The sequence below is a fragment of the Bordetella sp. MIP270_01_BMS genome, assembly GCF_054958705.1.
In genome coordinates, this window is record NZ_CM143297.1 from 2989766 (window position 1) to 3014240 (window position 24475).

The window sequence follows — 24475 nt, forward strand, 5'->3', positions numbered from 1 at the left end:
GGAACTTATCATGCGTCACGGTAATGGTTTGCGTAAGCTCAACCGCACCAGCAGCCACCGTCTCGCCATGTTTCGCAACATGGCCGTTTCGTTGATCACTCACGAAGCGATCAAGACCACGCTGCCCAAGGCGAAAGAACTGCGCCGCGTCGTTGAACCCCTGATTACCCTGGGCAAAGAACCCACTCTGGCGAACAAGCGTCTGGCATTTGCCCGTCTGCGCGATCGCGCTGCCGTGGTCAAGCTGTTTGCCGAGATCGGCCCGCGCTACGCGGCCCGTAACGGCGGCTACACCCGCGTGCTGAAGATGGGATTCCGTCAAGGCGACAACGCTCCCATGGCCTACATGGAACTCGTTGACCGTCCTGAAGTCGAGGAAACCGAGGCCGACAACGCTGCCGAATAAATCCGGCCGTTGAATAAGCGCAAGGGCGGGCCTTCGGGTCCGCCCTTGTTTTTTGTGCCCAGCCGTGCGGTCCGGACTCGCAAGCGCGATCGATGCGGCGCGGCGCCGGCGCTACGGATTCTATGCTTGGCACAGCGCGCGCCGCAATTGCGCCGCGGTTTCCTCCAACTGCTCGGCCGGGCACTGCGGCGGCATGATGAAATCCAGGTCTTGCTGGGCGATGTACTGCGTGGATGTGACGTCGTGCTTCTGGTGCATCGGTATGAGGTGCGCGTGGGCATGCGCGACATGGATGCCGGTGAACACGAAGCCGACGCGCTCGACCTTGTAGTGTTGCTTCATGGCGCGCGCCAGCCGCTGTCCCAATTCCAGGATACGGCCGGCCAGGGGCGCGGGCAGGTCCTCGAAGTAAGAGTAGTGTTGCCTGGGTATGATCAGCACATGGCCCGGCCTTACCGGTTGGATATCCAGGAAGGCCAGGATCTCGTCGTCCTGGTGCACGACGTGGGCAGGAATCTGTTGCCGGGCAATACGGCAGAACAGGCAGTCGTCCGACATGGCGGCTCGCCTCCGGGCAATGTAGGCGCGATGCGCAGTGCCGATAAAATACCTTATCGCGGGTATTGCCGGCCATTTACAGGAGCTCTCATGTCGCGCGACGACGATATCGTGCTGGTAATCAGCAACGCGCCAGATCTGTTGCTGGCCAAGCGCATCGCCCATGTGCTGGTCGAAGACGGGCTGGCGGCCTGCGTGAACCTTGGCGCTCCGATTTTGTCCATCTATCGCTGGGAAGGCGAAATCGAAGGGGCGGAAGAGATCCCCATGTGGATCAAGACCACGGTGGGCCGGCAGCAGGCGCTTATCGACGCCATCGCCAGGCTGCATCCCTACGACGTGCCCGAGATCATTGTCGTGCCGGTCTTGGGCGGTAACGCGCCGTACCTGAACTGGGTACGCGAGCAGGCCAATGGCCAGTCTTCGCATTGAGGCTCGACCGGGCTGACGTCCGTGCAAGGTGGTGCTGGCTATGCCGGCCGCAAACATAAAGAGAATCTGATGCATCCGTTTTTGGTTCGTGCGCGCCGTACATGGCGAGGTGGCGTGCTTGGCCTGCTGGCCATGCTGGCGATGTGGGCCATGCTGGCCAGCCGCCCGGCATCCGCCCTGGACGAGACCGACTTCCTGCCGCCCGAACAGGCCTTCGTCTTCAGCGCCGCCATGACCGCGCCGGACAGGCTCGAGTTGCGTTATCGCATTGCGTCCGGCTATTACATGTACCGCGAACGCTTTGCCGTCGCGGCGACCCCGCCGGATGCGGCTGTGCTGGGCGTCGCGGTCTTTCCGCAAGGCGAGGTGAAGTACGACCCGACCTTTGAGAAAGATATGGAGGTCTATCACCGGCAAGTGGCGATCGCCGTGCCGGTCAGCGGGCAACAGCCTTTCGTCCTGACCGTCACCAGCCAGGGTTGCGCCGATGCGGGCCTGTGCTATCCGCCGGCCGACCACAACGTCCGGCTGACACCTGTGCCGGGTGGCTACGCCGTAGCAGGCGTGGCACCCGCCGAGGCCGGTATGGGCGCATTGACGGCCGCTGCCTCCCCTGTAGGGGCCAGTGGCGCCGAGCCTGGCAAGGGCCTGGGCGCGCTGCTGCTGGCGGGTGACCTGGGCCTGGCCGATGCCATGGGCAATCTGGGTTGGTTGCAAACCGCGGGCGTGTTCCTGGTGCTGGGACTGCTGCTGGCGTTCACTCCCTGCGTATTGCCCATGATTCCCATCCTGTCGTCCATCCTGGTCGGCGGGCAAGGGCAGGCCCATCCAGGGCGTTGGCGTGGCCTGGGCCTAGCGGCCGCCTATGTGTTGGGCATGTCGGTGGTGTACACGCTGCTGGGCGTGGCGGCCGGCCTGAGCGGCGCCGGGCTCGCGGCGTGGTTACAGACGCCATGGGTATTGGCCGCATTCGCGGGTGTGCTGGCGGTGCTGGCCCTGGCCACCTTCGGTGCGTTTGATTTCCAGATGCCGGGATCGGTACAGGGCTGGCTGTCGGCCCGCGCCGCGCGAATTCCGGGGGGCCGCGCGACCGGCGCCCTGGCAATGGGCGCCGTATCGGCATTGATACTCGGTCCCTGCGTGGCCGCACCGCTGGCGGGCGCCCTGCTCTACATATCGCAGACGGGCGACGTCGTGCTGGGTGGGGCTGCCTTGTTCGCCATGGCCTGGGGCATGGGAGTGCCCCTGCTGGTGGTGGGCGCATCGTCGGGTGCGCTGCTGCCCAGGGCCGGGGCCTGGATGGACGGCGTCAAGCGCCTGTTCGGCATGCTGTTGCTGGCCACTGCATGGTGGATGCTGATTCCGCTTCTGCCGACCTGGTTGCAGATGGTGGGCTGGGCCTTTCTGGCGATTGTCGCGGCAGTCATGCTGCGCGCGTTCGATGCGCTGCCGCCAGCGGCCGGCGCGCCACGCATGTTCGCCAAGGGGCTGGGGCTGTTGCTGGCACTGGCCGGAGTGGCTTGGCTGGCGGGTGCGGCCAGTGGCGGCCGCGATGTGCTGCAGCCGCTTTCGCACCTGGCGCAGCGCGCGGGTGGCGCGGCGGGGGAGGCGAATGCGGGGCCTGTCGAGTTCGTACGGGTCCGCAGCAATGCCGAACTGGACGCGCTGCTGGCACAAAGTACCAAGCCGGTGATGCTCGACTTTTATGCCGACTGGTGTGTGTCGTGCCGCGAGATGGAGCGTTTTACGTTTTCGGATCCGACCGTGGCCAGCCGCATGGCGCAACTGTTGCTGGTGCAGGCCGACGTCACTCAGAACAACGCCGACGACCGCGCATTGTTGAAGCGTTTCCGCCTGTTCGGCCCGCCCGGCATATTGTTCTTCGAGCCGGGCGGCGCGCCCATCGCCGACGCGCGGGTCATAGGCTTCCAGGATGCGCCGCGGTTTGCGGCAGTCCTTGAGCGCGTGTTGGCGCGCTAGCGTCTTGCTGGCGCTGCCCAGAGCCTATTGCTGTTTGAGCAGCTTGGCCGCGTCGACTGCGAAGTACGTCAGGATGCCGTCGGCGCCGGCACGTTTGAAGGCCAGCAGGGCTTCCATCATGACCTTGTCGTGGTCGAGCCAGCCGTTGGCGGCTGCCGCCTTGATCATGGCGAATTCGCCGCTGACCTGATAGGCGAAGGTCGGAACTCGGAAGGTGTCCTTCACACGGCGCAACACGTCGAGATACGGCATGCCGGGCTTGACCATCACCATGTCGGCGCCTTCCTGAAGGTCGGCCGCAACTTCACGCAGGGCTTCGTCGAGGTTGCCCGGATCCATCTGGTAGGCCATTTTGTTCGACTTGCCCAGATTGGAGGCCGAGCCGACGGCGTCGCGGAACGGCCCGTAGAACGCGCTGGCGTACTTGGCCGAATAGGCCATGATGCGGGTGTGGATGTGCTGATCGGCTTCGAGCGCCTGCCGTATGGCGCCGATGCGGCCGTCCATCATGTCGCTTGGCGCCACGATGTCTACGCCGGCCGCTGCCTGCACCAGGGCCTGGCGGATCAGGATCTGCACCGTGGGCTCGTTCTGGACGTAGCCTTCGTCGTCGATGACGCCGTCTTGCCCATGGCTGGTATAGGGGTCGAGCGCAACGTCGGTCAGCAGGCCCAGCTGCGGAAAGCGTTGCTTCAGCGACGCCACCACGCGCGGGATCAGGCCATCGGGGTTGGCGGCCTCGGCGCCGTCGGGTGTCTTGAGCGCAGGGTCGATGACCGGAAATAGCGCCATGACGGGAATGCCCAGCGCCACGCACTCTTCGGCGGCCTGCAGAAGCGTGTCGGGCGAATAGCGCACCACGCCCGGCAGCGAGGGCACCGGCTGCCGCAGTCCGGTGCCTTCGGCCACGAACACCGGATAGATCAGGTCGTTGACCGTCAGCGCGCTTTCGCGCACGAGGCGGCGGGTGAAGTCGTCGCGGCGCAGGCGGCGCGGCCGCGAAATGGGAAATGCGGGAGCAATAATGTGCGGTTTCATGGCACTACCTTGGGAGAGATCCAGTTCTCGATGTATTGGGCGGCCTCTGGCAGGCCGATTCGTTCGGTGGCCGAAAACGGCACGGTATGCAGCGCGCCGATATCGGCGAGGTCTTTGCGGACGGCGAACACGGTGCGCTGGCGCTGGCCGAAGGGCAGCTTGTCGGCCTTGGTCAGCAGGGCCAGCACCGGCCGGCCGGTGGGCGCGATGAAGTCGGCCAGGCGCCGGTCGAGTTCGGTGACGCCGCGGCGGATGTCAATGATGAGCACGATGCCGGCCAGCGAGGCGCGGTCGCGCAGGTAGCCGCCGAGGATGTCGGACCACTTCTCTTTTTCTTTGTGGGCCACTGACGCGTAGCCATAACCCGGCAAGTCGACCAGGAAACCCAGCTGTTGATCGGGGTCAAGCGGGTCGGGCAGGCCGAACATGTTGATCAGCCGCGTCCGGCCGGGCGTCTTGCTGGAAAACGCCAGCCGGCGCTGGTTGCACAGCACGTTGATGGCCGACGATTTGCCCGCGTTGGAACGGCCGACGAAGCAGACTTCGGGCGCGCCAGGGGCGGGCAGCTGGTCCAGGCGGGCTGCCGAGATGGTGAAAGACGCGCGGTGTAAAAGGGACACGAGGGGGCCGATACGGTTGGATGTGAACCCTATTGTATAATCGTGCGTTTGCAACAGTGGTCCCCCTGCATTGCACCGGCTTTTTTCCGCCTGCTGAAGGCGTTGCATCGTCGGTGCTACGGGCCCAGAGCGAATGTATGTTCGGTCCGGCATGGCATGGGGCAGGCATGGGGCGCCTTGGCGCCTTGATCGAGATCCGATCGTCGAGGTTTTCAATGAAGCGTGTGCTGTCCCGGATGTTGGTAGCAAGCGGGCTGATGCTCGGTGCGTCCGTAATTTCACCCAGTTTCGCCGCCGACGGCGCAGCCGGCCCGGCCAAGCCGGACGCGGCCAAGGGTGCGCAACTGTACGACCAGGGCGATGCCTCGCGTGCCATCGTGGCCTGTGCATCCTGTCACGGCCCCGCGGGCAATAGCAGCATCCCTGCGAACCCCAACCTGGCTGCCCAGCCGCACGAGTACCTCGTGAAGCAGCTGGCCGACTTCCAGGTCAAGGAAGGCGCGGAAAAGCCCGTGCGCAATGGTCCTGGCGGCAACCCCACCCCCATGACGCCCATGGCGCAGAACCTCACGCCCGAAGACATGCGCAACGTGTCGCTGTATCTGGCGCAGCAATCGCTGACCCAGCCGGCCACCGCCGGCCACGAAGACCTGGTCGAGCTGGGCCGCAAGATCTGGCGCGGCGGGCTGCCCGAGCGCAACGTGCCGGCCTGCGCGTCGTGCCACGGCGCCAACGGCGGCGGCATTCCTGCGCAGTATCCGCGACTGGCGGGCCAGTTCCCGTCTTACATCGAAGAACAGCTGAAGCTGTTCCGCAGCGGTGACCGCGGCAACAACATCGTCATGCAGGAAATTGCCGATCGCATGTCGGACGCCGATATCAAGGCCGTCTCCGATTACGCAGCGGGCCTGCGCTAAAGCGCCTGCTCGATCCAAGCGCGGCCGGCCCGCGCAGTCATACTCGCGCCGGCCCGGAACCAGTTTCGGGTGGGCGCTGTCCATAAGGGGGGAAGCCGGTAGCGCGGCCCCCCTTTTTCCATGAACACGACTTCACCTTCCTCCCGCCCCCTGCGCAGCCTGACCAGCGACCTGTTCGAGTTGCTGGGGTCCATGCGGTTCGCCGTAAGCCTGCTGATGTTCATCTGCGTGGCCAGCGTGCTGGGCACGGTGCTGGTGCAGAACCGTTCGTCCACCACCTACATCGACCAGTTCGGCCCCTTCTGGTTCGAGGTGTTCGACAAGTTCTCCATCTGGCATGTCTACAACAGCTGGTGGTTTCTGGCCATCATGGGGTTCCTGGTGGTGTCCACCACCCTGTGCCTGATCCGCAATACGCCGAAGATGCTGCGCGACGCCCGCTCGTTTCGCGAGCACGTGCGCGCCAGCAGCCTGCGGGCCTTTCCGCACCGCGTCGAAATACGCGACGCCGTGCCGCCCGCGGCCGCGGCGGGAGACATCAGGAACCTGCTGGTGGGGCAAGGCTATGCCGTGCGCGAGCGTCACGACGGCGACGGCGTGCTGCTGGCGGCCAAGAAAGGCAGCGCCAACCGGCTGGGCTACATCTGCGCCCATGCCGCCATGGTGATCATCTGCCTGGGCGGCCTGCTGGACAGCGAGCTTGCCGTGCGCCTGCAGGTGTTGCTGGCGGGCAAGCAGCCGATTGTCGAGAACATGCTGATCTCGCAAGTGCCGGCCAGCGGCAGGCTGTCGGTGGCCAACCCGAGCTTTCGGGCCAGCGTGCTGATACCCGAGGGTGGCCAGGCCACCACGGCCGTCGTCATGGTCGGTGACGGTGCACTGGTGCAACCTCTGCCATTCACCCTGAAGCTGAAGAAATTCCTGATCGACTATTACTCCACGGGCATGCCCAGCCGGTTTGCCAGTGAGGTCGAGGTCACCGATCCCGACACGGGCGAGACGTTCGAATCCACCATCGAAGTGAACGAGCCTTTGCGCTACAAGGGCGTGACGGTCTACCAATCCAGCTTCGACGATGGCGGCAGCAGCGTCAGCCTGAGAGGCTATCCGCTGGTGGGCGCCAGCAGCGCTCCTTTCGAGGTCGACGGCACCGTGGGCAAGCCTGCCGAAATCACGGCGCGCGCAGCCGATGGCAGCCCGCGCAGCATGGCGGTCGACATCACGGCGCTGCGGCCCATCAACGTTGAAGACCTGACCAGCGGCACGCCCAGCGGCAACCCCCTGACGCTGGGCGAGCACGTCGCAGCCGTGTCGGGCAGTGCGGCCGGCAAAAAGAACGAAAACCTGCGCAACGTCGGGCCGAGCGTCGAATACCGCTTGGTCGACCAGGCGGGCCAGGCCCACGAGTTCATGAACTACATGCTGCCCGTCGAGCTCGACGGCGCGGCGGTCTTCCTGGCCGGCGTCCGCAACAATGCATCCGAGAACTACCGCTATCTGCGCATACCGGCCGACGCCGACAGCTCACTGACCGAATTCATGCACCTGCGCGCCGCGCTGGCGGATCCGGAAGTGCGCAAGCTGGCGGCACAACGCTTCGCCGAACGCAACAGCTCCGCGCAGGCCGAACAGCAGGCCTTGCAGACGGCGGCCGAACGGGCGCTGGATACGTTCTCCCAGGGCGGGCTGCAGGCCATTGCCACGTTCCTGCAGGCCAACACGGCGGCCGCGGACCTGGAACGTGCGGCCGACGTCGTCATACGCCTGATCGGGGTCTCGATGGCGGAATTGCGCGACGTGGCGCGCGAGCGGGCCGGACTGCCGCCCCTGCCCAGCGAAGGCCCCGAGGCCGAGCAGGCCGCGCAATGGTCGCGCCTGGCGGTTGCCGCGCTGTCCGACCTGCATGTGTATCCGGCCCCGGTATTCCTGGGTCTGAGCAACTTCGAGCATGTTCAGGCCAGCGTCTTCCAGGTCAGCCGCACGCCCGGCAAGAATGCGGTCTATATCGGCTGCCTGCTGCTGGTGCTGGGCGTGTTCTCGATGTTCTATATCCGCGACAGACGCGTGTGGGTGTGGATCAAGCCCGCTGCCGAGGGTGCGGGTAGCGACGTCCAGGCTGCCATGACTTCGCAGAAGCGTACACTGGACTTCAATCACGAATTCGACCGTTTCAAGCAGGCTTTATTGCGCCGGAACCGGCCCTGAGGGTTTTCATGTCAGTGAGCACTACTTCCCCTTCGTCCGACTCCTTGTGGCAGGCCCCCTTGTCCGCGACGGGTGACGGGCGCGCGCTGCGCGGCCGGCCCGATTGGTCAGACATCGTTTTCTTTCTGCTGTTGGCGGCGGGGGCGGGCTACGCCCTGACGCGCTACAGCAGCGCGATGGATTACTACGAGAAAATCATACTGTGCGGTACGGTCTTCCTGCTGACCTGGCTGGGCTGGCTGTGGCGTCCGCTGCGCCGGCTGATGATCGCCAGCGCCCTGGCCACGGGCCTGGCATTGGTGCTCTACGGAAACGATCTGGCGCAGGCCGAACAGGTGTTCTTCCTGAAGTACCTGTTTTCGTCACAGTCGGCCATTTTGTGGATGAGCGCGCTCTTCATCCTGGCCACCCTCTGCTACTGGATCGGCATCGTGAGCCCGACTTCGGCCTGGCTGGGCACGGCCCTGACCTGGGGCGCGGTGTTCTCCGGCACGACCGGCATGCTGGTGCGCTGGCGCGAAGGGCACCTGATGGGGCCCGACCTGGGGCATATCCCGGTCAGCAACCTGTACGAAGTGTTCGTGCTGTTCTCGCTGATCACTGCGCTGTTCTACCTGTACTACGAGCGCAAGTACGCCACCCGGGCCTTGGGTGGCTTCGTGCTGCTGGTGATCTCATCGGCCACCGTCTTCCTGCTGTGGTATGCCTTCACCCGTGATGCTGGCCAGATCCAGCCGCTGGTGCCGGCGTTGAAAAGCTGGTGGATGAAGCTGCACGTGCCGGCCAACTTCATCGGCTACGGCACCTTTTCGCTGGCTGCCATGGTGGGCTTTGCCTATCTGGTCAAGCAGCATGGTTCGACGACGTCGTGGTTGAAACTGGCGCCCCTGTTCATCCTGGGGGTCCTGCTGTGCGTTGAGCCCATCGTGTTTCGTACCGAAGGCGTGTCGGCCACCTGGATCATCTATTTCGGCCTGGGAGTACTGATCGTGGGCGGCATATTGCTGGCCCGCCGGCGCATTGCCCAGGCGTTGCCCCCGCTCGAGGTGCTGGACGACATCATGTACCGCGCCATTGCCATCGGCTTCGCCTTCTTTACCGTGGCCACCATTCTGGGCGCGCTGTGGGCGGCCGACGCATGGGGCGCCTACTGGCAGTGGGATCCGAAAGAAACCTGGGCGCTCATCGTGTGGCTGAATTACGCCGCGTGGCTGCACATGCGCCTGATGAAGGGCCTGCGGGGACACCTGGCCGCGTACTGGGCGCTGGTGGGCTTGCTGGTGACGGGGTTCGCCTTCCTGGGCGTCAATATGTTCCTGTCGGGGCTGCATTCCTACGGCGAACTCTAGAACCGGGTGCGTACGGCGTTGTCGCCTGAAGGATCGTTCGTTCAGGTGCTGCGGGCATTTCGGCACCGGTTCTGAATGGCGTACCGCGCCCCACTGAGGTGGGGGGCCGGCAGCCGGTTGTCGGCCGCGGCCGGGTTTGCGCGCATGTCGCGCGGCCGGCCGCAGCGGACTGTCAGGGAAGCGTCGACTCGCCGCGCAGCAGGTCGTCGAGTGTTTCGCGCTGGCGCACGATGTAGTGGTTTGCGCCGTCGACCATGACTTCAGCCGCGCGCGCGCGGGTGTTGTAGTTGCTGGCCATCACCATGGCATAGGCGCCCGCGGATTCGAGAGCGAGCACGTCGCCCGCCTGCAGGGCCAGCTTGCGCTGGCGCGCCAGCCAGTCAGCGCTTTCGCACACGGGGCCGACGATGTCGTATTCCGTCGGTTCGCCGTCGCGCGGAACCACCGCGCGCAGGCCGTGGTAGGCCTCGTACAGCGCCGGACGCAGCAGATCGTTCATGGCGGCGTCGACGATGGCGAAGTTGCGTGCCTCGGCGTGCTTCAGGTACTGCACGGTGGTGAGCAGCACGCCCGCGTTGCCCACCAGGGAACGTCCGGGTTCTAGGATGACCTGCAGATGACCGAGACCGCGTGCCTGCAGGCGTTCGAAGACCGGGTCGAGCAAGGCCTGGGGCGAAGGCGGTGTTTCATCGGTATAGCGGATGCCCAGGCCGCCGCCCAGGTCGAGATGCTGGATGTCGATGTCGATGGCGTTCAGTTGCTGGATCAGGTCAAGCAGCTTTTCCAGCGCATCGAAATAGGGGCTGATGTCGGTAAGCTGCGACCCGATGTGGCAGTCGACGCCCACCACGTCGAGCGAGGGCAGGGACTTGGCCAGCCGATAGGCGTCCAGAGCCGCTTCGATGGCGATGCCGAACTTGTTTTCTTTGAGGCCGGTGGAAATGTACGGATGGGTGTGAGCGTCGACGTCGGGGTTGACACGCAGTGACACCCGGGCGCGCTTGCCGATCGACTGAGCGACGTCGGACAGGCAGTGCAGTTCGGCCTGCGACTCGACGTTGAAGCACTTCACGCCGGCCTGCAGCGCTTCGCGCATTTCCCAGGCCTGCTTGCCCACGCCAGAAAACACCACCTTGGCCGGGTCGCCACCGGCGGCCAGCACGCGCTTGAGTTCTCCGCCCGACACGATGTCGAAGCCGGCACCCAGGCGCGCGAATTCTTTCAATACGGCCAGGTTGGAGTTGGCCTTCATGCCATAGCAGACCAGCACATTGCGCTGGCCGATGGCGTCGCTGTACGAGCGCCAGGCCTGGCCCAGCGCCGCGCGCGAGTACACATAAAGCGGCGTGCCGAGCTCGGCGGCGAGCTTGTCGAGCGCGACGCCTTCGGCGTGCAGGGTACCGTTCTGGTAATGGAAATGCGGATCGCCGGCCAGAGTAGGCTGCGAGGAATGCTGGAAGGTCATGGAATCGTATCGGGCGGGGGAATTCTGGGCGGCGCGGGAATATCTGTCTGCGGCTCGCCGGGCGGGGGCGGCGGCAGGTAAAGTGGGCCTTTGAAGCCGCAGGCGGCGACCAGGCTGGTCGTGGCAAGCGTGGCTACAATGCGTAAGGCCATGCGGCTGTGTGCCAAGTGGAACACTTGAAACTCCGTAATTCTTGCAGGTTCGATTATGACTGAAACCGAATTCCTTGCGTTGGTCGACCAGGTTCTGGACAGCATCGAGAGCCAGGCCGACGACTGGGCCGCGTCACTAGACGTCGATGTCGAAGCCAGCCGCAGCGGCAACGTGCTGACGCTGGTGTTCGAAGACGGCACGCACGTGGTCGTCAACAGCCAGACCGCCATGCAGGAAATCTGGGTGGCGGCCCGCAGTGGCGGTTTCCATTACCGCTACGACGGGCAGCACTGGAACGACACTCGCGGGGGGCCGCAACTGCCCGATGCGCTTTCGCAGATCTGCTCGGTTGCGGCCGGCGTGCCGGTCACCGTGAAGCTGTAAACAAATACCCCGCCGAGGCGGGGGAGCTGCCTAGAACGGGATTCTCTGCGACCAGGGCGTCTGCTGTTCGGGGCTCATGCTGGGTGACACGCGGATGCTGCTGTCTCCGCCGCCCACCAGATCGTTCAGAAACTCGCCCAGCTGATCGGTTTCGGCAGGGGTGGGCTCCGATAGTCCCAGCCGCGCCACGGCCTGGCCCGGAGGGAATTCCGAAAAATAGAACTCGCCGCGCTCGACGAGCAGGCCGTCAGGCCTGGGCGGCTGCTTCTGTTCCGGCACGCCCTTGAGCATGGTCGACATATAGTCCAGCCAGATCGGCATGGCCACTCCGCCGCCCGTTTCGCGGGACCCGAGCGACTTGGGCTGGTCGAAGCCCATCCATGCGGTGGCGACCAGCGTGGGCGTATAGCCCGAGAACCAGGCGTCGACCGATTCGTTCGTGGTGCCGGTCTTGCCGGCCACGTCGGAACGCTTGAGCGCCACGCGCGCGCGTGCCGCCGTGCCGCTGGTGGCCACGCCGCGCAGCATGTCGTCCATGACATAGGCGGTGCGGGGATCGATGGCGCGGGCCGCGGCATCGCCGGCAACAATGGGCTTGGACTGCATCAGCACCTTGCCGCTGCTGTCGGTGACGCGTTCGATCAGATACGGCGCAATACGGTAGCCGCCATTGGCAAATACGGCATAGGCGCCCGCCAGCTGCAGCGGCGTGACCGAGCCCGCGCCCAGCGCCAATGGCAGCACCGCCGGTTGACGCGCCTTGTCGAAGCCGAAGCGCGCCAGGTAGTCTTGCGCGTACTGCGGGCCGATGGCCTGGAGGATGCGGATCGACACCATGTTCTTGGACTTGTACAAAGCCTGGCGCATCGTCAGCATCGGCTCGTAGGTGTTGCCGTAATTCTTGGGGTTCCAGGCCTTCGAGCCGGTTTGCTCGGCGGTCAGCTGGAAGGGTTGGTCGGAGATCTGGGTGGCGGGAGTCAAGCCGCGTTCGAGCGAGGCGGCATAGACGAAGGGCTTGATATTCGAGCCCGGCTGGCGCCATGCCTGCGTCACCCGGTTGAATTTGCCGCGGTAGAAGTCGAAGCCGCCCACCATGGCGCGAATCGCGCCGTCTTGCGGCGACAGCGAGACGAATGCGGCCTGCACGGCCGGCATGTTGATGACTTCCCAGCCATTGCCGAACTTGTGGATGTACACCACCGAGCCGCGCCGCAGCCTGCGCTCGGCGGGCGCCTTGCTGCCCAGTGAGCGGGCCACCACGGCCAGCGCCTTCTTGTCGGTAATGGTGATGACCTCGCTGGCGCTGCGCGCCACCTTGACTTCGGTCGGGCTGGCCGACAGCACGACGGCGGTAAGCAGGTCGCCGCTGTCCGGATGCTTATCGAACACGCCGTCCAGGTAGTCGTCGAGTGCCTGGGCGTTGTTTTCAATGCCGGCAGGCATGTCGAGCTGTTCTTCGGGGCCGGGATAGACGGCGCGTCGCGTGTATTGCAGTACGCCCTCGCGCACGGCCTGATAGGCGGCTTCCTGGTCTTTCGACCGCACCGTGGTGTAGATATTGATGCCGCGCGAATAGAGTTCGTCCTGGTAGATGCCGTAAAGCAGCTGGCGTGCCAGTTCGGCGACATATTCCCCGTGAATGGCGTAACCGCCGGCCGGCGTGCCCTCGGCCGCCTTCATGACGATGGGCTGCGCCTTGGCCTGCTGGTATTCGGCGTCGGTGAGGTAGCCCAGGGAATGCATGCGCCCGAGCACGTAATGCTGGCGCAGTTCGGCGCGGGGCCGGTTGGCAAGGGGGTTGAAGCGCGACGGCGCCTTGGGAATGCCCGCCAGCATGGCCGCTTCGGCTGCCGTGACCTGGGACACAGGCTTGCCGAAATAGGTGCGTGACGCCGCCGCGAAGCCGTAAGCCCGATGTCCCAGATAGATCTGGTTCATGTAGAGCTCGAGGATCTGGTCTTTGGTGAGCTCGGCTTCGATCTTGAAGGTGAGCAGCAGTTCGTAGAACTTGCGCGAATACGTTTTTTCGGACGACAGATAGAAGTTGCGCGCCACCTGCATGGTGATGGTGCTGGCGCCCTGCGATTTCGACATGCTGAGCAGGTTCGCGAGGCCGGCGCGCACCACGCCCGTCCAGTCGATGCCGCCGTGCTGGTAGAAGCGGTCGTCTTCGGCGGCAAGTACCGCCGATTTCATTACGTCGGGGAATTCGTTAAAGCGCAGCACGTTGCGGCGTTCTTCGCCGAATTCGCCGATCAGGACGTGGTCGCTCGTGTACACGCGCAGCGGCACGCGTGGACGGTAATCGGTCATGGCATGCAGGTCTGGCAGATTGGGCCATGCCAGCGCCAACGCCATACCGCCCAGCAAGACGCCACACAGCGCCAGGCCACCCATCAAGATGCCCAGCTTCACGAAAAACCGCAAAAAAGGCGATCCGCTCTTGGGAGGTGGGGCTTTTTTAGAAGAATTCTGCGACTTGCTCATCGCGGCGATTTTACGGGCAACTGTCCCCCCACTTGCCCCCGGGTAGCGGGTTTCTGTAACAAATTCGTTCAGTGTGGTAAGCGGGCAACTCGCCGGCGATGGGATAATGCGGGCATGAACGAACTGGAGCATACCGATTCCGCGCCCGGCGACGCGCCCGCCGAGGGGCCCTGCGGGGCCGTCGACGGGGGGCCGCGTGCAGCGCTGCCGCACGACCTGCCCATCTTCCTGGTAGGCATGATGGGCGCGGGCAAGACCACGATTGGCCGCGGGCTGGCGCGCATGCTCGGGCGCGAGTTCATCGACCTGGACCATGAACTCGAGGCGCGCTGCGGCGTGCGGGTGCCGGTGATCTTCGAGATCGAGGGCGAAGGCGGCTTTCGCAAACGCGAGGCCGTGGCTCTGGACCACTGCACGCGCCGGCGCGGCATCGTGCTGGCCACGGGCGGCGGCGCGGTTCTGGCCCCCGAGAATCGGCAATTGCTGCGCGAACGCGGCGTCGTGGTGTATTTGCGCGCCAGTGTCGACGAACTGTTCCGGCGCACCAGCCGCGATCGCAACCGGCCGCTGCTGGCCAACGCCGATCCTCGCGGCACCCTGCGCGACCTGATGGCCTATCGCGAGCCGCTATACGAAGAGGTGGCCGACCTGGTCGTCGACACGGGCGCTACGCCGGTGTCGCACCTGGTGAAATCACTGCTGCCCCTGCTGCAAGCCTACGAGAAGAAAACCCCATGAATGTCGTCGACGTCGACACCCCCGGCGGGCGTTATCCCATCCATATCGGCCCGGGCCGGCTGGACGCCCTGGATGAATCCATTCCTGCTGATGCCACCGCCATCGCGGTGGTTACCAATCCCACCGTGGCCGCGCTGTACGGCGAGCGTGCCGAGGCCGCGCTGGCCCGCACCGGACGCCGCGTGGTGCGCATTGAACTGCCCGACGGCGAGGCCCACAAGGATTGGCAGACGCTGAACCTGATTTTCGATGCCCTGCTCACCCACCGGCTGGACCGCCGCGCCGTGCTGGTGGCATTGGGCGGCGGCGTGATCGGCGACATGACCGGTTTCGCCGCGGCGGTTTACATGCGCGGCATACGCTTCGTGCAGGTGCCCACGACCTTGCTGGCGCAGGTGGATTCTTCCGTCGGCGGCAAGACGGCGGTCAATCACCCCCTGGGCAAGAATATGGTGGGCGCTTTCTATCAGCCGGTGGCCGTCGAGATCGACACCAACGTGCTGAGCACCTTGCCGGCGCGGGAAGTGTCCGCCGGCCTGGCCGAGGTGATCAAGTACGGGCTGATCCTCGACGCCGACTTCTGGGCCTGGTGCGAAACCAACGCGGGCGCGCTGCGCGCGCTGGATCCCGCGGCGCTGGCTCACGCCATACGCCGGTCCTGCGAACTGAAGGCGCAGGTCGTGGGCAAAGACGAGCGCGAATCGGGCTTGCGCGCCATCCTGAACCTGGGCCACACCTTCGGCCATGCCATCGAGTCCGGTCTGGGCTACGGCGAATGGCTGCATGGAGAAGCCGTGGGTTGCGGCATGGTGCAGGCCGCCGAGCTGTCGGCCGAGGTGGCGGGCTTTCCGCCGTCCGACGTGGAGCGGGTGCGCGAGCTGGTGCGCGCCATCGGCTGCCCCACCGTGGCTCCCGACCTGGGCGCCGACCGCTGGCTTGAACTGATGCAGGTCGACAAGAAAACCGAAGGCGGCGAGATCCGCTTTGTGCTCATGCCTCGCATCGGCGAGGCGTTGATGCGGCCGGCGCCGCTGGATGCCGTGCACGCGGTGCTGTCGCGCACCGTACGGTGAACGCCCCGGGATGACGCCGACCATGAACGACCTGGCCTGCTACGCATCCAACCCCCGGACGACCCGCGGCCGCCGGCATGCCGAACCGGCGCCGCAGAATCGCAGCGAATTCCAGCGCGACCGCGACCGCATCATCCATTGCACGGCGTTTCGCCGGCTCGAGTACAAGACGCAGGTATTCGTCAACCATGAGGGCGACCTGTTTCGCACCCGCCTGACCCACAGCCTGGAAGTCGCGCAGATCGCCCGTACGCTGGCCCGCAGCCTGCGCCTGTCGGAAGACCTGACCGAAGCGATCTCGCTGGCGCATGACCTGGGCCACACGCCCTTCGGCCACGCGGGGCAGGACGAATTGAATGCCTGCATGCGCGAGCTGGCGCCACAGGCTGGGGGCTTCGAACACAACCTGCAGAGCCTGCGCGTGGTCGACGAGCTGGAAGAACGGTACGCGGAATTCAGCGGCCTGAACCTGTGCTTCGAAACCCGCGAGGGCATTCTGAAGCATTGCTCTGCAGCGCATGCGCGCCAGTTGGGCGAAGTGGGGGAACGTTTCCTCAACCGTACGCAGCCGTCGCTCGAGGCGCAGGTGGCCAACCTCGCCGACGAGATCGCCTACAACAACCATGATGTCGACGACGGCTTGCGTTCGGGCCTGGTGACACTGGAGCAGATGCGGGACGTAACCCTCTTTGCCCGTCATTTCGCCGAAGTGGCAGAGCGTTATCCCGGCCTCGCGCCGCGCCGCGCGGTAGCCGAGACGGTGCGCCGCATGATCAATACTCTGATCGTCGACCTGACGACGACGTCGCTGGCGCGCATTGCCGATGCGGCTCCGGCCGATCCCGACGCGGTGCGCCGCGCGCCGCCGCTGGCGGGCTTTTCCGATGGCCTGCGCCGCGAGGCCGACGAGCTGAAACGTTTTTTGTTCGACAACCTGTACCGGCACTACCGGGTGATGCGCATGACCAACAAGGCACGCCGCATCGTTCGGGAATTGTTCGAGGCTTTTCTCGCCGATCCGCGCCTGCTGCCTCCCGACTACCGTCGCGAGGCGCCCGAACAGGCGCGCGCCATTGCCGATTACATCGCCGGCATGACGGACCGCTACGCCATCCGCGAGCACAAGCGCCTGTTCGAAATGGGGTGATCCCAGGCCGCCTGATGCGGGCGGTTGGCGGCGCGAGCCGGTCAGCGGCCCGGCGGTAACCGCCGGGAAGAGCCGCCGCCGGCGTCAGCGATGTGTGCGGTAGGGTTCGTCGGCGGGCACGAATACGCCTTCTTCCCGTGCCTCGCGTATCCAGTCCTGCATGGCGGGCAGCGCCAATATGGCGTCCATGTATTCTCGCGCCGGGCCATCGGCCCTGACATCGTAGGTGGTGAAGCGCGACACGACCGGCGCATAGAACGCGTCCGCAATCGAGAATTTGCCGAACAGGAAAGGGCCGCCCTGGCCGAACTCGGCGCGCGTGTCCTGCCAGAGCGCTTGCACGCGGGCAATGTCGTCTTGCGCGGCCGAGAGGTCGAGCCCCGGCAGATGGGCCTCAATGTTCATGGGCATGAGCTGGCGCAGTTGGCCGAAGCCGCTGTGCATCTGCGCAGCCAGCGAGCGTGCGCGCGCCCGCGCGCGCGCGTCGGCGGGCCACAGGCCGGCGGCGGGATGCCGTTCGGCGGCGTATTCGCAGATGGCCAGCGAATCCCAGACGGCGAGATCGCCATCGAGCAGCACCGGCACCAGGCCGGCGGGCGTCAGCGTGGCCAGTCGCTTCGCGAATTCAGGGGTGAACAGTCCGAGCTTCTGTTCCTGGAAGTCGATGCCGGTGGTGCGCAGCGCCAGCCAGGGGCGCATCGACCAGGACGAATAGTTCTTGTTGCCGATGATGAGGGTGTACATGGCGGTAGGGGCGAACGTGGGTGTATAGGAGGTCTGGCCCCTTGTGAGAGCCACACCGCTGGGATACCACGGCACAGGCCCGGCTGGGTGAGCCGCGCCGCGCAGGCCGCGCCGCGCAGTCAGGGCCGCGCAGTCAGGGCCGCGCGGCCCTGGTGCAGTCTACCGCTAAGCGTGCCGCTGCAAAACCCGCCCCAGGTAGTGCCCGGTATGGCTTTGTGGGTTAGCCGCGACATCTTCCGGCGTGCCCATGGCCACGACGCGGCCGCCGCCGTCCCCGCCTTCAGGGCCCATGTCCACCACCCAGTCCGCCGTCTTGATGACATCGAGGTTGTGCTCGATGACCAGCACGGTATTGCCGCTGTCCACCAGCTGGTTCAGGACCTGCAGCAGCATTTCGATGTCGCGGAAATGCAGGCCGGTGGTGGGTTCGTCGAGAATGTACAGCGTGCGCCCGGTGGCGCGCCGCGAGAGCTCGAGCGAGAGCTTCACGCGCTGCGCTTCGCCGCCCGACAGGGTGGTGGCGCTCTGGCCGAGCCGGATGTACGACAGGCCTACGTCGATAAGCGTGTGCAGCTTGCGCGCGATGGCCGGCACCGATTCGAAATACTCCAGCGCCTGTTCGACGGTGAGTTCAAGCACTTCGCTGATATTCCGGCCGCGATAGCGGATCTCGAGCGTCTCGCGGTTGTAGCGCTTGCCGTGGCAGACATCGCAAGGCACGTACATGTCGGGCAGGAAGTGCATCTCGACCTTTACCACGCCGTCGCCCTGGCAGGCCTCGCACCGGCCACCCTTCACATTGAAACTGAAGCGTCCGGGATCATAGCCGCGCGTGCGGGCCTCGGGAACGCCGGCGAACAGTTCGCGGATGGGCGTGAACAGTCCGGTGTAGGTGGCCGGATTGCTGCGCGGCGTGCGGCCGATGGGGCTCTGGTCGACGCTGATGATCTTGTCGAAGTGCTCGAGTCCGCTGATTGACGCATACGGTGCGGGCTCGCTCTGGGCATGGTGCAGCTGGCGCGACACCGCAATGGCCAGCGTATCGTTGACCAACGTGGACTTGCCCGAGCCGGACACACCCGTGACGCACACCAGCCGCCCGGCGGGGATGCGCAAGTCGACGGTTTTCAGGTTGTTGCCGCTGGCGCCTTCCAGCACCAGCCAGGGCTGCTCGTCGGTGACCGGGCGGCGCTCGGGCACCGGTATGGCGCGCCGGCCGCTGAGATACTGGCCAGTCAGCGAAGCGGGGTCGTCCTGGACGGTGTCGGGCGTGCCTTGCGCCACGACCTGGCCGCCGTGTTCGCCCGCCCCGGGGCCCATGTCCACGACCCAGTCGGCGAGCCGGATCATGTCTTCGTCGTGTTCGACCACGATGACGCTGTTGCCGAGGTCGCGCAGGTGCTGCAGCGTGCCGATCAGCCGGTCGTTGTCGCGCTGGTGCAAGCCGATGGAGGGTTCGTCGAGCACGTACATGACGCCGGTAAGGCCTGAGCCGATCTGGCTGGCCAGCCGGATGCGCTGCGCCTCGCCGCCCGAGATCGTGTCGGCGCTGCGGTCCAGCGACAGGTAGTTCAGCCCCACATTGTTCAGGAAGCTCAGGCGCGCCTCGATTTCGCGGACGATGCGCTGGGCGATTTCCTGCTTGGCGCCGGTCAGGGTCAGCGCCTGGAACCACGCCAGGCAGTCGGACAGCGGCATGGCCTCGACTTCGTAGATGGCCTGGCCACGCCGTTCGCCGGCCCGGACTTCATCGCCGATCAGCACGTGGCGCGCCTCGGCGCGCAGGCGCGATCCGGCGCAGTCGGGGCAGGTCTTGATGTTGCGATACTTGCCGAGTTCTTCGCGTACGGTCGAAGAATCGGTTTCGCGCCAGCGGCGTTCAAGGTTGGGGATGACGCCCTCGAAAGCATGCCGCTTGACGGTGCTGCGGCCTTTTTCGTTCAGGTACAGGAAGGCGATTTCTTCATCGCCCGATCCGTACAGCACCTTCTGGCGCAGTTCGTCGGAAAGCTCTTCGAATGGGGTCTCGATATCGAATTCGTAGTGCGCGGCGAGGCTGGTCAGCAGCGAATGCGTGAAGGCATTGCGGCGGTCCCAGCCGCGGATGGCGCCGGACGCCAGGCTGAGTTCGGGAAACGCCACCACCCGTTTCGGGTCGAAAAAGCCGACCTGGCCGATACCGTCGCAGGTCGGGCAGGCCCCCATGGGGTTGTTGAAACTGAACAGCCTCGGTTCGAGTTCGGGCAGGCTGTGGCTGCATACCGGGCAGGCGTAGCGGCTGGAAAACACCTGCTCGCGCCCGCTGTCCATGTCGAGCGCCACGGACCGGCCGTCGGCCAGCTGCATGGCGGTTTCGAAACTCTCGGCCAGGCGCTGCTTGCTTTCGGGCCGGATGCGCAGGCGGTCGATCACGACATCGATGTCGTGCTTTTCGTTCTTCTTCAGCGGCGGCAGCTCGCTGATTTCGTGCATGTGCCCGTCCACCCGCAGGCGCACGTAGCCCTGGGCCTGCAATGACGCGCATTCGTCCTCGAAACTGCCTTTGCGCGCGCGCGCCAGCGGCGCCAGCACCGCCAGGCGCGTCTCGGCCGGCCAGCCGAGCACGGCGTCGACCATCTGGCTGACGCTCTGGGCCTGCAGGGGAAGGCCATGCTCGGGGCAATAAGGCGTGCCGACGCGGGCGTACAGCAGCCGCAGGTAATCGTGGATTTCGGTGATCGTGCCGACCGTGGAACGCGGGTTGTGCCCCGCCGCCTTCTGCTCGATCGAGATGGCGGGCGACAGGCCTTCGATGAGGTCGACATCGGGCTTGTCCATCAACTGCAGGAACTGCCGCGCATAGGCCGAAAGGCTTTCTACGTAGCGCCGCTGGCCTTCCGCGTACAGCGTGTCGAATGCCAGCGACGATTTCCCCGAGCCGGACAGGCCGGTAACCACCACGAGCTTGTGGCGAGGCAGGTCGAGCGAGACGTTCTTGAGATTGTGGGTGCGTGCACCCCGAATGCGTATCGCGTCCATCGGGCATCTATGCGTATTTAAAGGCCAACTTGGTACTATAGCGCGCCGAGTCACATCCCGTACGAGGCACCGTCCTCAAGTTCTTTGCATGCCGGCTGATACAAAACTCAAATTGACCCCGTCCGAACGGCGTGCCAGCGTCGCGCTGGCCGGCCTGTTTGCCTGCCGGATGCTGGGTCTGTTCCTGCTGTTGCCGGTGTTCGCCGTGGCTGCGCACGGCCTGCCCGGGGGCGACGATCCGGTGCGGGTCGGGCTCGCGCTGGGCATGTACGGCCTGACCCAGGCCCTCCTGCAGATTCCGTTCGGCCTGGCTTCCGATCGCTGGGGGCGCCGTCCGGTGGTGGTGGCCGGCCTGCTGCTGTTCATAGCGGGCAGTGTGGTGTGCGCGCTGGCCCAGGATGTGTTCTGGATCACCATTGGCCGCGCCATCCAGGGGGCCGGCGCGATATCGGCGGCCGTCACCGCATGGCTGGCCGACGCCACCCGCGAAGAGGTGCGCACCCGCGCCATGGCCATGGTTGGCGCGTCCATCGGGCTGTCGTTCGCGCTTTCGCTGGTGCTGGCCCCGGTGCTGGTGGGCTGGTGGGGGCTGCCCGGCCTGTTCTGGACCATCGCCTGCCTGGGCCTGGCCAGCCTGGCCGTAGCCCGCTGGGTGGTGCCTTTGGCGCCCCGTAGCGAGGCGCGCAGCATGAACGTGCGGCCCGGCCAGGTGTTGGCCCATCGCGACCTGCTGCGCCTGAACTTCGGCGTGTTTGCCCTGCACTTCACCCAGGTGGCCCTGTTCGTGGTCGTACCCACCCTGCTGGCGCAGACTGGCGGCTGGGACACGCGCGAACTCTGGAAGGTGTACCTGCCCATCATCCTGGTGTCGTTCGTCCTGATGGTGCCCGCCATTTTCGTGGCCGAACGGCACAGGGCGCATCGTGGCGCCTTGAGAGCCTCGGTGGCGGGCCTGGTGCTGGTGTGCGCGCTGCTGCCCGCGGCCAGTCATGGCTTCTACACGCTGGCCATCGCAATGACGGCGTTCTTCGTCGTGTTCAACATTCTTGAAGCGCTGCAGCCTTCACTGGTGTCGCGCGTGGCGCCGGCCCAGTACAAGGGCCTGGCGCTGGGCTTCTACAACACGGCCCAGGCCGCCGGACTGTTCTGTGGCGGCGCGCTGGGCGGGTGGCTGGCGGCGTACGCGGGCGCCATCGCGGTGTTCATGGGCGCGGCCGCCCTGGCGGCGGTTTGGCTGGCGGTTACGTGGGCACTGAAACCGCTGGCTCGCACGCCAGCTTGATACACGCTTACATACGATGGAGAAAACCATGCAAGAAAGGCGCCCGGCAATATTTCTGATCGGCGCATTCGCCGCTGCCTTCGCTGGCGCGGCAATGGCTCAAGGCGCGGGATCACAGAGCAACATGGCTCAGTTTGGCGGATCGATGCACGCAGTCGCCGAGCATTGCGGGGACTACACCTCGGCCCAGCTCAATGAGATGAAAGCACAGCAGCAGGCGGCCTTGACGGGCATGTCGGCATCGGATTTCGACGCCGCGTTCGACGCCGGCCGTGAACAAACCCGCAAGAAAATCGCCGCCGGCACGCCGGAGCAGCGTGCCCAGATGTGCGAACAGATGCGGTCGATGCCCAAGCGCTGAAGTCCGGCATCGGAAGATTCGTTCGCCAGCCGGCGCCGCGGCCGGGGGGCGGCGCCGGGCCGGCTGGCCGCGTGTCGTGCAGCCCGGGCGCCGGGCGCCACCCGGGACGTTCCGGTCACGGCAGCACTTGCCGGGCGGCGGCGGACGATTCAATCTACGCTGGAGGTGATGCCTCGCTGCCAACCCGGTAGAATTAGGTCCTATTGGGTGGTATCTCGCATGGCACCGCCAGCCAGCACGCGCCGCGTGGCCAATCCGGCGGCGCGCACCTTTTCAACCACCAGGCCGCCAGGCCGCGGGCGTTCCGCACTGGCCGGTTTGAACATTTTTATTTACCCGGTGCAAGCGTCAGCCGCCGGGCAAGAGGACACTCGCCATGGCATCCGTCAACAAAGTCATACTCGTCGGCAATCTGGGGCGCGACCCCGAAGTGCGCTACAGCCCCGACGGTGCGGCGATCTGCAATGTTTCCATCGCCACCACGTCGCAATGGAAAGACAAGGCCAGCGGCGAGCGCCGCGAAGAAACCGAATGGCACCGCGTGGTCATGTATAACCGCCTGGCCGAGATCGCCGGCGAATACCTGAAGAAGGGCCGTTCGGTGTATATCGAGGGCCGCCTGAAGACCCGCAAGTGGCAAGACAAGGACACCGGCGCCGATCGCTACAGCACCGAGATCGTGGCCGACCAGATGCAGATGCTGGGCGGCCGCGAGGGCGGCGGCGACAGCAGCTACGGCGGTGGCGGCGGCTACGACGACGCTCCTCGCCAGCAGCGCGCTCCGGCCCAACGCCCGCCCGCGCAACGCCCGGCCCCGTCCGCCGCGCCGGCAGCGGGCGGCGCCGCCAACCTGGCCGACATGGACGACGATATTCCGTTCTGATCGTTTCCTGGCCGGCTCGCCCATCGGGACCCAGCCCGTCCTGCTTTCGAGCGGGCGGGCTTTTTATAGGGCATCGGACGCCACGTCGGCGGATGACGGTGCGCCTGCCGAGCTCCAGGCGCGGATTGCCCATGGCGGGGGCGCCGGGCACAGGCCTTCCCGGCCCGCGACGCCTCTGTGGCACGGCGCACGCGACTGCCGCGAGATCAGTGTTGCGCCTGGCTTTCGCCGGGCCGTGCGGCGCGCCAGGCGATATACACCCCGCTGCCTGCGATCAACAGCGCACCCAGGCCGTCTAACAGATCGGGCGCCTCGCGCCACACCAGCCATCCCAGCAGCGATGCCCAGAGCAGCGCGCTGTAGTCGAACGGCGCCACGACCGATGCCGGCCCGATGCGGAACCCCTGAGTCAGGAAGGTCAGACCCAGGGTGCTGAACAGCGCAATGCCGGCGAAGTGTGGCAGGTGGTCGGCCTGCACCGGCGTCCAGAACGCGGGGGCGGCGACAGCGCTGCAGATGAGCTGCCCGGCCACGATGTAGAACATCATGGTGAGCATTCGTTCCCCCTTGCCGATGGCGCGGGCGGACAGCATCATGAAGGCATACAGCACGGCGGTCGCCAGCGGGTACAGCGCCCCCGGCTGGAAGCTGGACGCGCCTGGCCGCACGATGACCATGACGCCTGCAAAGCCCACGCCCACGGCCAGCCAGCGCAGGCCATCCACCTTTTCTTTCAGCACCAGCACCGACAGCGCGGTGACGAACAGCGGCGCCGCAAAGGCGATGGCGGTGTTCTCGGCCATGGGCAGCGCTTGCAGGCCCATATAGAAAAAACATGCGGAAATCACATTGAGCGCGCCGCGCAGCAGGTGCAGCTTGAGATGCTGAGTGCGCAGCGCCAGACGGCCGCCCAGCGCCAAGACCAGCGCGAGCACGAACGGAAATGCGATGGCCGCGCGCAGGAACAGCATCTGGATGGGGCTGTAGAACTCCCCCAGCCATTTGGCCAATGCGTCGCTGAAGGTCAGGAACAGTACGCCGGCCAGTACGCAAGCGATGCCGGCCAGCGGCGTGGTCCGGGGGGCGGAAGCAGTCGGGAATGTCATGCAGCTCAACAGAGAATGCCAGTCCGGCCCCGGGCCGGAGGCTGAGCGAGACTCCCATCATAGCGAAGTGGGGCAGGCCGGGCGGAACTTTGAAGCTCGTATCCGCAGGCGTGTGTCGTCAAACCCCGG

At 65.8% G+C, this 24475-nt stretch carries 22 protein-coding genes; 13 read left to right on the forward strand and 9 right to left on the reverse strand.

The window, feature by feature from the left end:
• Positions 1–10 precede the first annotated feature (10 nt).
• Positions 11–406, forward strand: coding sequence for a 50S ribosomal protein L17 (rplQ, locus tag ACV17W_RS14020; protein WP_012251745.1), 396 nt, complete (start codon positions 11–13; stop codon positions 404–406).
• Between the two features lie 120 nt (positions 407–526).
• On the opposite strand, the gene ACV17W_RS14025 is transcribed toward rplQ, so the two are convergent.
• On the reverse strand, positions 527–964 hold the full coding sequence (locus tag ACV17W_RS14025; RefSeq protein WP_462592939.1) for an HIT family protein: 438 nt from the start codon (positions 962–964) through the stop codon (positions 527–529).
• Between the two features lie 90 nt (positions 965–1054).
• Between ACV17W_RS14025 and cutA the strand changes: the two genes are divergently transcribed.
• Positions 1055–1396 carry a divalent-cation tolerance protein CutA gene (gene cutA / locus ACV17W_RS14030; RefSeq protein WP_462592940.1) on the forward strand — a complete coding sequence of 114 codons (342 nt, stop codon included), beginning with the start codon at positions 1055–1057 and terminating at the stop codon, positions 1394–1396.
• A 69-nt stretch (positions 1397–1465) separates the two neighbouring features.
• Positions 1466–3376 (forward strand): protein-disulfide reductase DsbD, encoded by a 1911-nt coding sequence (dsbD, locus tag ACV17W_RS14035; protein ID WP_462592941.1) that lies wholly within the window; start codon positions 1466–1468, stop codon positions 3374–3376.
• Between the two features lie 24 nt (positions 3377–3400).
• Here the strand turns inward: dsbD and hemB are convergent, their stop codons facing one another.
• Both hemB and yihA read right to left on the reverse strand, forming a co-directional pair.
• Positions 3401–4414, reverse strand: a complete 1014-nt coding sequence (hemB, locus tag ACV17W_RS14040) for a porphobilinogen synthase (RefSeq protein ID WP_462592942.1) — start codon at positions 4412–4414, stop codon at positions 3401–3403.
• On the reverse strand, positions 4411–5034 hold the full coding sequence (yihA, locus tag ACV17W_RS14045) for a ribosome biogenesis GTP-binding protein YihA/YsxC (protein WP_462592943.1): 624 nt from the start codon (positions 5032–5034) through the stop codon (positions 4411–4413). Before yihA ends, hemB begins: the two co-directional genes overlap by 4 nt.
• Before the next feature lie 215 nt (positions 5035–5249).
• On the opposite strand from yihA, the gene ACV17W_RS14050 reads away from it, so the two are divergent.
• From ACV17W_RS14050 to ccsB, 3 genes are all read left to right on the forward strand, one after another.
• Positions 5250–5951: a c-type cytochrome gene (locus ACV17W_RS14050; RefSeq protein ID WP_462592944.1), complete on the forward strand. Its 702-nt coding sequence runs from the start codon at positions 5250–5252 to the stop codon at positions 5949–5951.
• Between the two features lie 120 nt (positions 5952–6071).
• The gene (locus ACV17W_RS14055) at positions 6072–8156 is read left to right on the forward strand and encodes a cytochrome c biogenesis protein ResB (RefSeq protein ID WP_462592945.1); all 2085 of its coding nucleotides are present in this window, start codon (positions 6072–6074) and stop codon (positions 8154–8156) included.
• Positions 8157–8164: 8 nt separating this feature from the next.
• Positions 8165–9505, forward strand: a complete 1341-nt coding sequence (ccsB, locus tag ACV17W_RS14060; protein ID WP_462592946.1) for a c-type cytochrome biogenesis protein CcsB — start codon at positions 8165–8167, stop codon at positions 9503–9505.
• 172 nt (positions 9506–9677) lie between these two features.
• Here the strand turns inward: ccsB and lysA are convergent, their stop codons facing one another.
• Together lysA and lptM are read right to left on the reverse strand one after the other, a co-directional pair.
• A complete protein-coding gene (lysA, locus tag ACV17W_RS14065) occupies positions 9678–10970 on the reverse strand; it encodes a diaminopimelate decarboxylase (RefSeq protein ID WP_462592947.1) in 1293 nt (430 codons plus the stop codon).
• The gene (gene lptM, locus ACV17W_RS14070; protein WP_462592948.1) at positions 10967–11227 is read right to left on the reverse strand and encodes an LPS translocon maturation chaperone LptM; all 261 of its coding nucleotides are present in this window, start codon (positions 11225–11227) and stop codon (positions 10967–10969) included. Before lptM ends, lysA begins: the two co-directional genes overlap by 4 nt.
• On the opposite strand from lptM, the gene cyaY reads away from it, so the two are divergent.
• Entirely contained in the window at positions 11178–11507 is a 330-nt protein-coding gene (gene cyaY / locus ACV17W_RS14075) for an iron donor protein CyaY (protein ID WP_462592949.1), read from the forward strand. The genes lptM and cyaY overlap by 50 nt on opposite strands.
• 30 nt (positions 11508–11537) lie before the next feature.
• On the opposite strand, the gene ACV17W_RS14080 is transcribed toward cyaY, so the two are convergent.
• A complete protein-coding gene (locus ACV17W_RS14080) occupies positions 11538–13994 on the reverse strand; it encodes a penicillin-binding protein 1A (RefSeq protein WP_462592950.1) in 2457 nt (818 codons plus the stop codon).
• A gap of 114 nt (positions 13995–14108) precedes the next feature.
• Here ACV17W_RS14080 and ACV17W_RS14085 point away from each other — a divergent pair, with 114 nt between their 5' ends.
• The 3 genes from ACV17W_RS14085 to ACV17W_RS14095 are packed head-to-tail and all read left to right on the forward strand — an operon-like array spanning position 14109 to position 16952.
• Positions 14109–14732, forward strand: coding sequence for a shikimate kinase (locus ACV17W_RS14085; RefSeq protein WP_462592951.1), 624 nt, complete (start codon positions 14109–14111; stop codon positions 14730–14732).
• Positions 14729–15805: a 3-dehydroquinate synthase gene (gene aroB / locus ACV17W_RS14090; protein WP_462592952.1), complete on the forward strand. Its 1077-nt coding sequence runs from the start codon at positions 14729–14731 to the stop codon at positions 15803–15805. Before ACV17W_RS14085 ends, aroB begins: the two co-directional genes overlap by 4 nt.
• Before the next feature lie 22 nt (positions 15806–15827).
• Positions 15828–16952, forward strand: coding sequence for a deoxyguanosinetriphosphate triphosphohydrolase (locus ACV17W_RS14095; protein WP_462592953.1), 1125 nt, complete (start codon positions 15828–15830; stop codon positions 16950–16952).
• A gap of 84 nt (positions 16953–17036) precedes the next feature.
• Here ACV17W_RS14095 and ACV17W_RS14100 read toward each other — a convergent pair whose 3' ends face one another.
• Positions 17037–17696 carry a glutathione S-transferase family protein gene (locus ACV17W_RS14100; protein ID WP_462596556.1) on the reverse strand — a complete coding sequence of 220 codons (660 nt, stop codon included), beginning with the start codon at positions 17694–17696 and terminating at the stop codon, positions 17037–17039.
• A gap of 165 nt (positions 17697–17861) precedes the next feature.
• On the reverse strand, positions 17862–20714 hold the full coding sequence (gene uvrA / locus ACV17W_RS14105; RefSeq protein WP_462592954.1) for an excinuclease ABC subunit UvrA: 2853 nt from the start codon (positions 20712–20714) through the stop codon (positions 17862–17864).
• A gap of 88 nt (positions 20715–20802) precedes the next feature.
• On the opposite strand from uvrA, the gene ACV17W_RS14110 reads away from it, so the two are divergent.
• The 3 genes from ACV17W_RS14110 to ssb all read left to right on the forward strand — a co-directional run bounded on the left by ACV17W_RS14110 (position 20803) and on the right by ssb (position 23240).
• Positions 20803–21996 (forward strand): MFS transporter, encoded by a 1194-nt coding sequence (locus ACV17W_RS14110; RefSeq protein ID WP_462592955.1) that lies wholly within the window; start codon positions 20803–20805, stop codon positions 21994–21996.
• A gap of 28 nt (positions 21997–22024) precedes the next feature.
• On the forward strand, positions 22025–22357 hold the full coding sequence (locus ACV17W_RS14115; protein WP_462592956.1) for a hypothetical protein: 333 nt from the start codon (positions 22025–22027) through the stop codon (positions 22355–22357).
• 376 nt (positions 22358–22733) lie between these two features.
• Positions 22734–23240 carry a single-stranded DNA-binding protein gene (gene ssb, locus ACV17W_RS14120; RefSeq protein WP_462592957.1) on the forward strand — a complete coding sequence of 169 codons (507 nt, stop codon included), beginning with the start codon at positions 22734–22736 and terminating at the stop codon, positions 23238–23240.
• 206 nt (positions 23241–23446) lie between these two features.
• Here ssb and ACV17W_RS14125 read toward each other — a convergent pair whose 3' ends face one another.
• The gene (locus ACV17W_RS14125; RefSeq protein WP_462592958.1) at positions 23447–24346 is read right to left on the reverse strand and encodes a DMT family transporter; all 900 of its coding nucleotides are present in this window, start codon (positions 24344–24346) and stop codon (positions 23447–23449) included.
• Positions 24347–24475 lie beyond the last annotated feature (129 nt).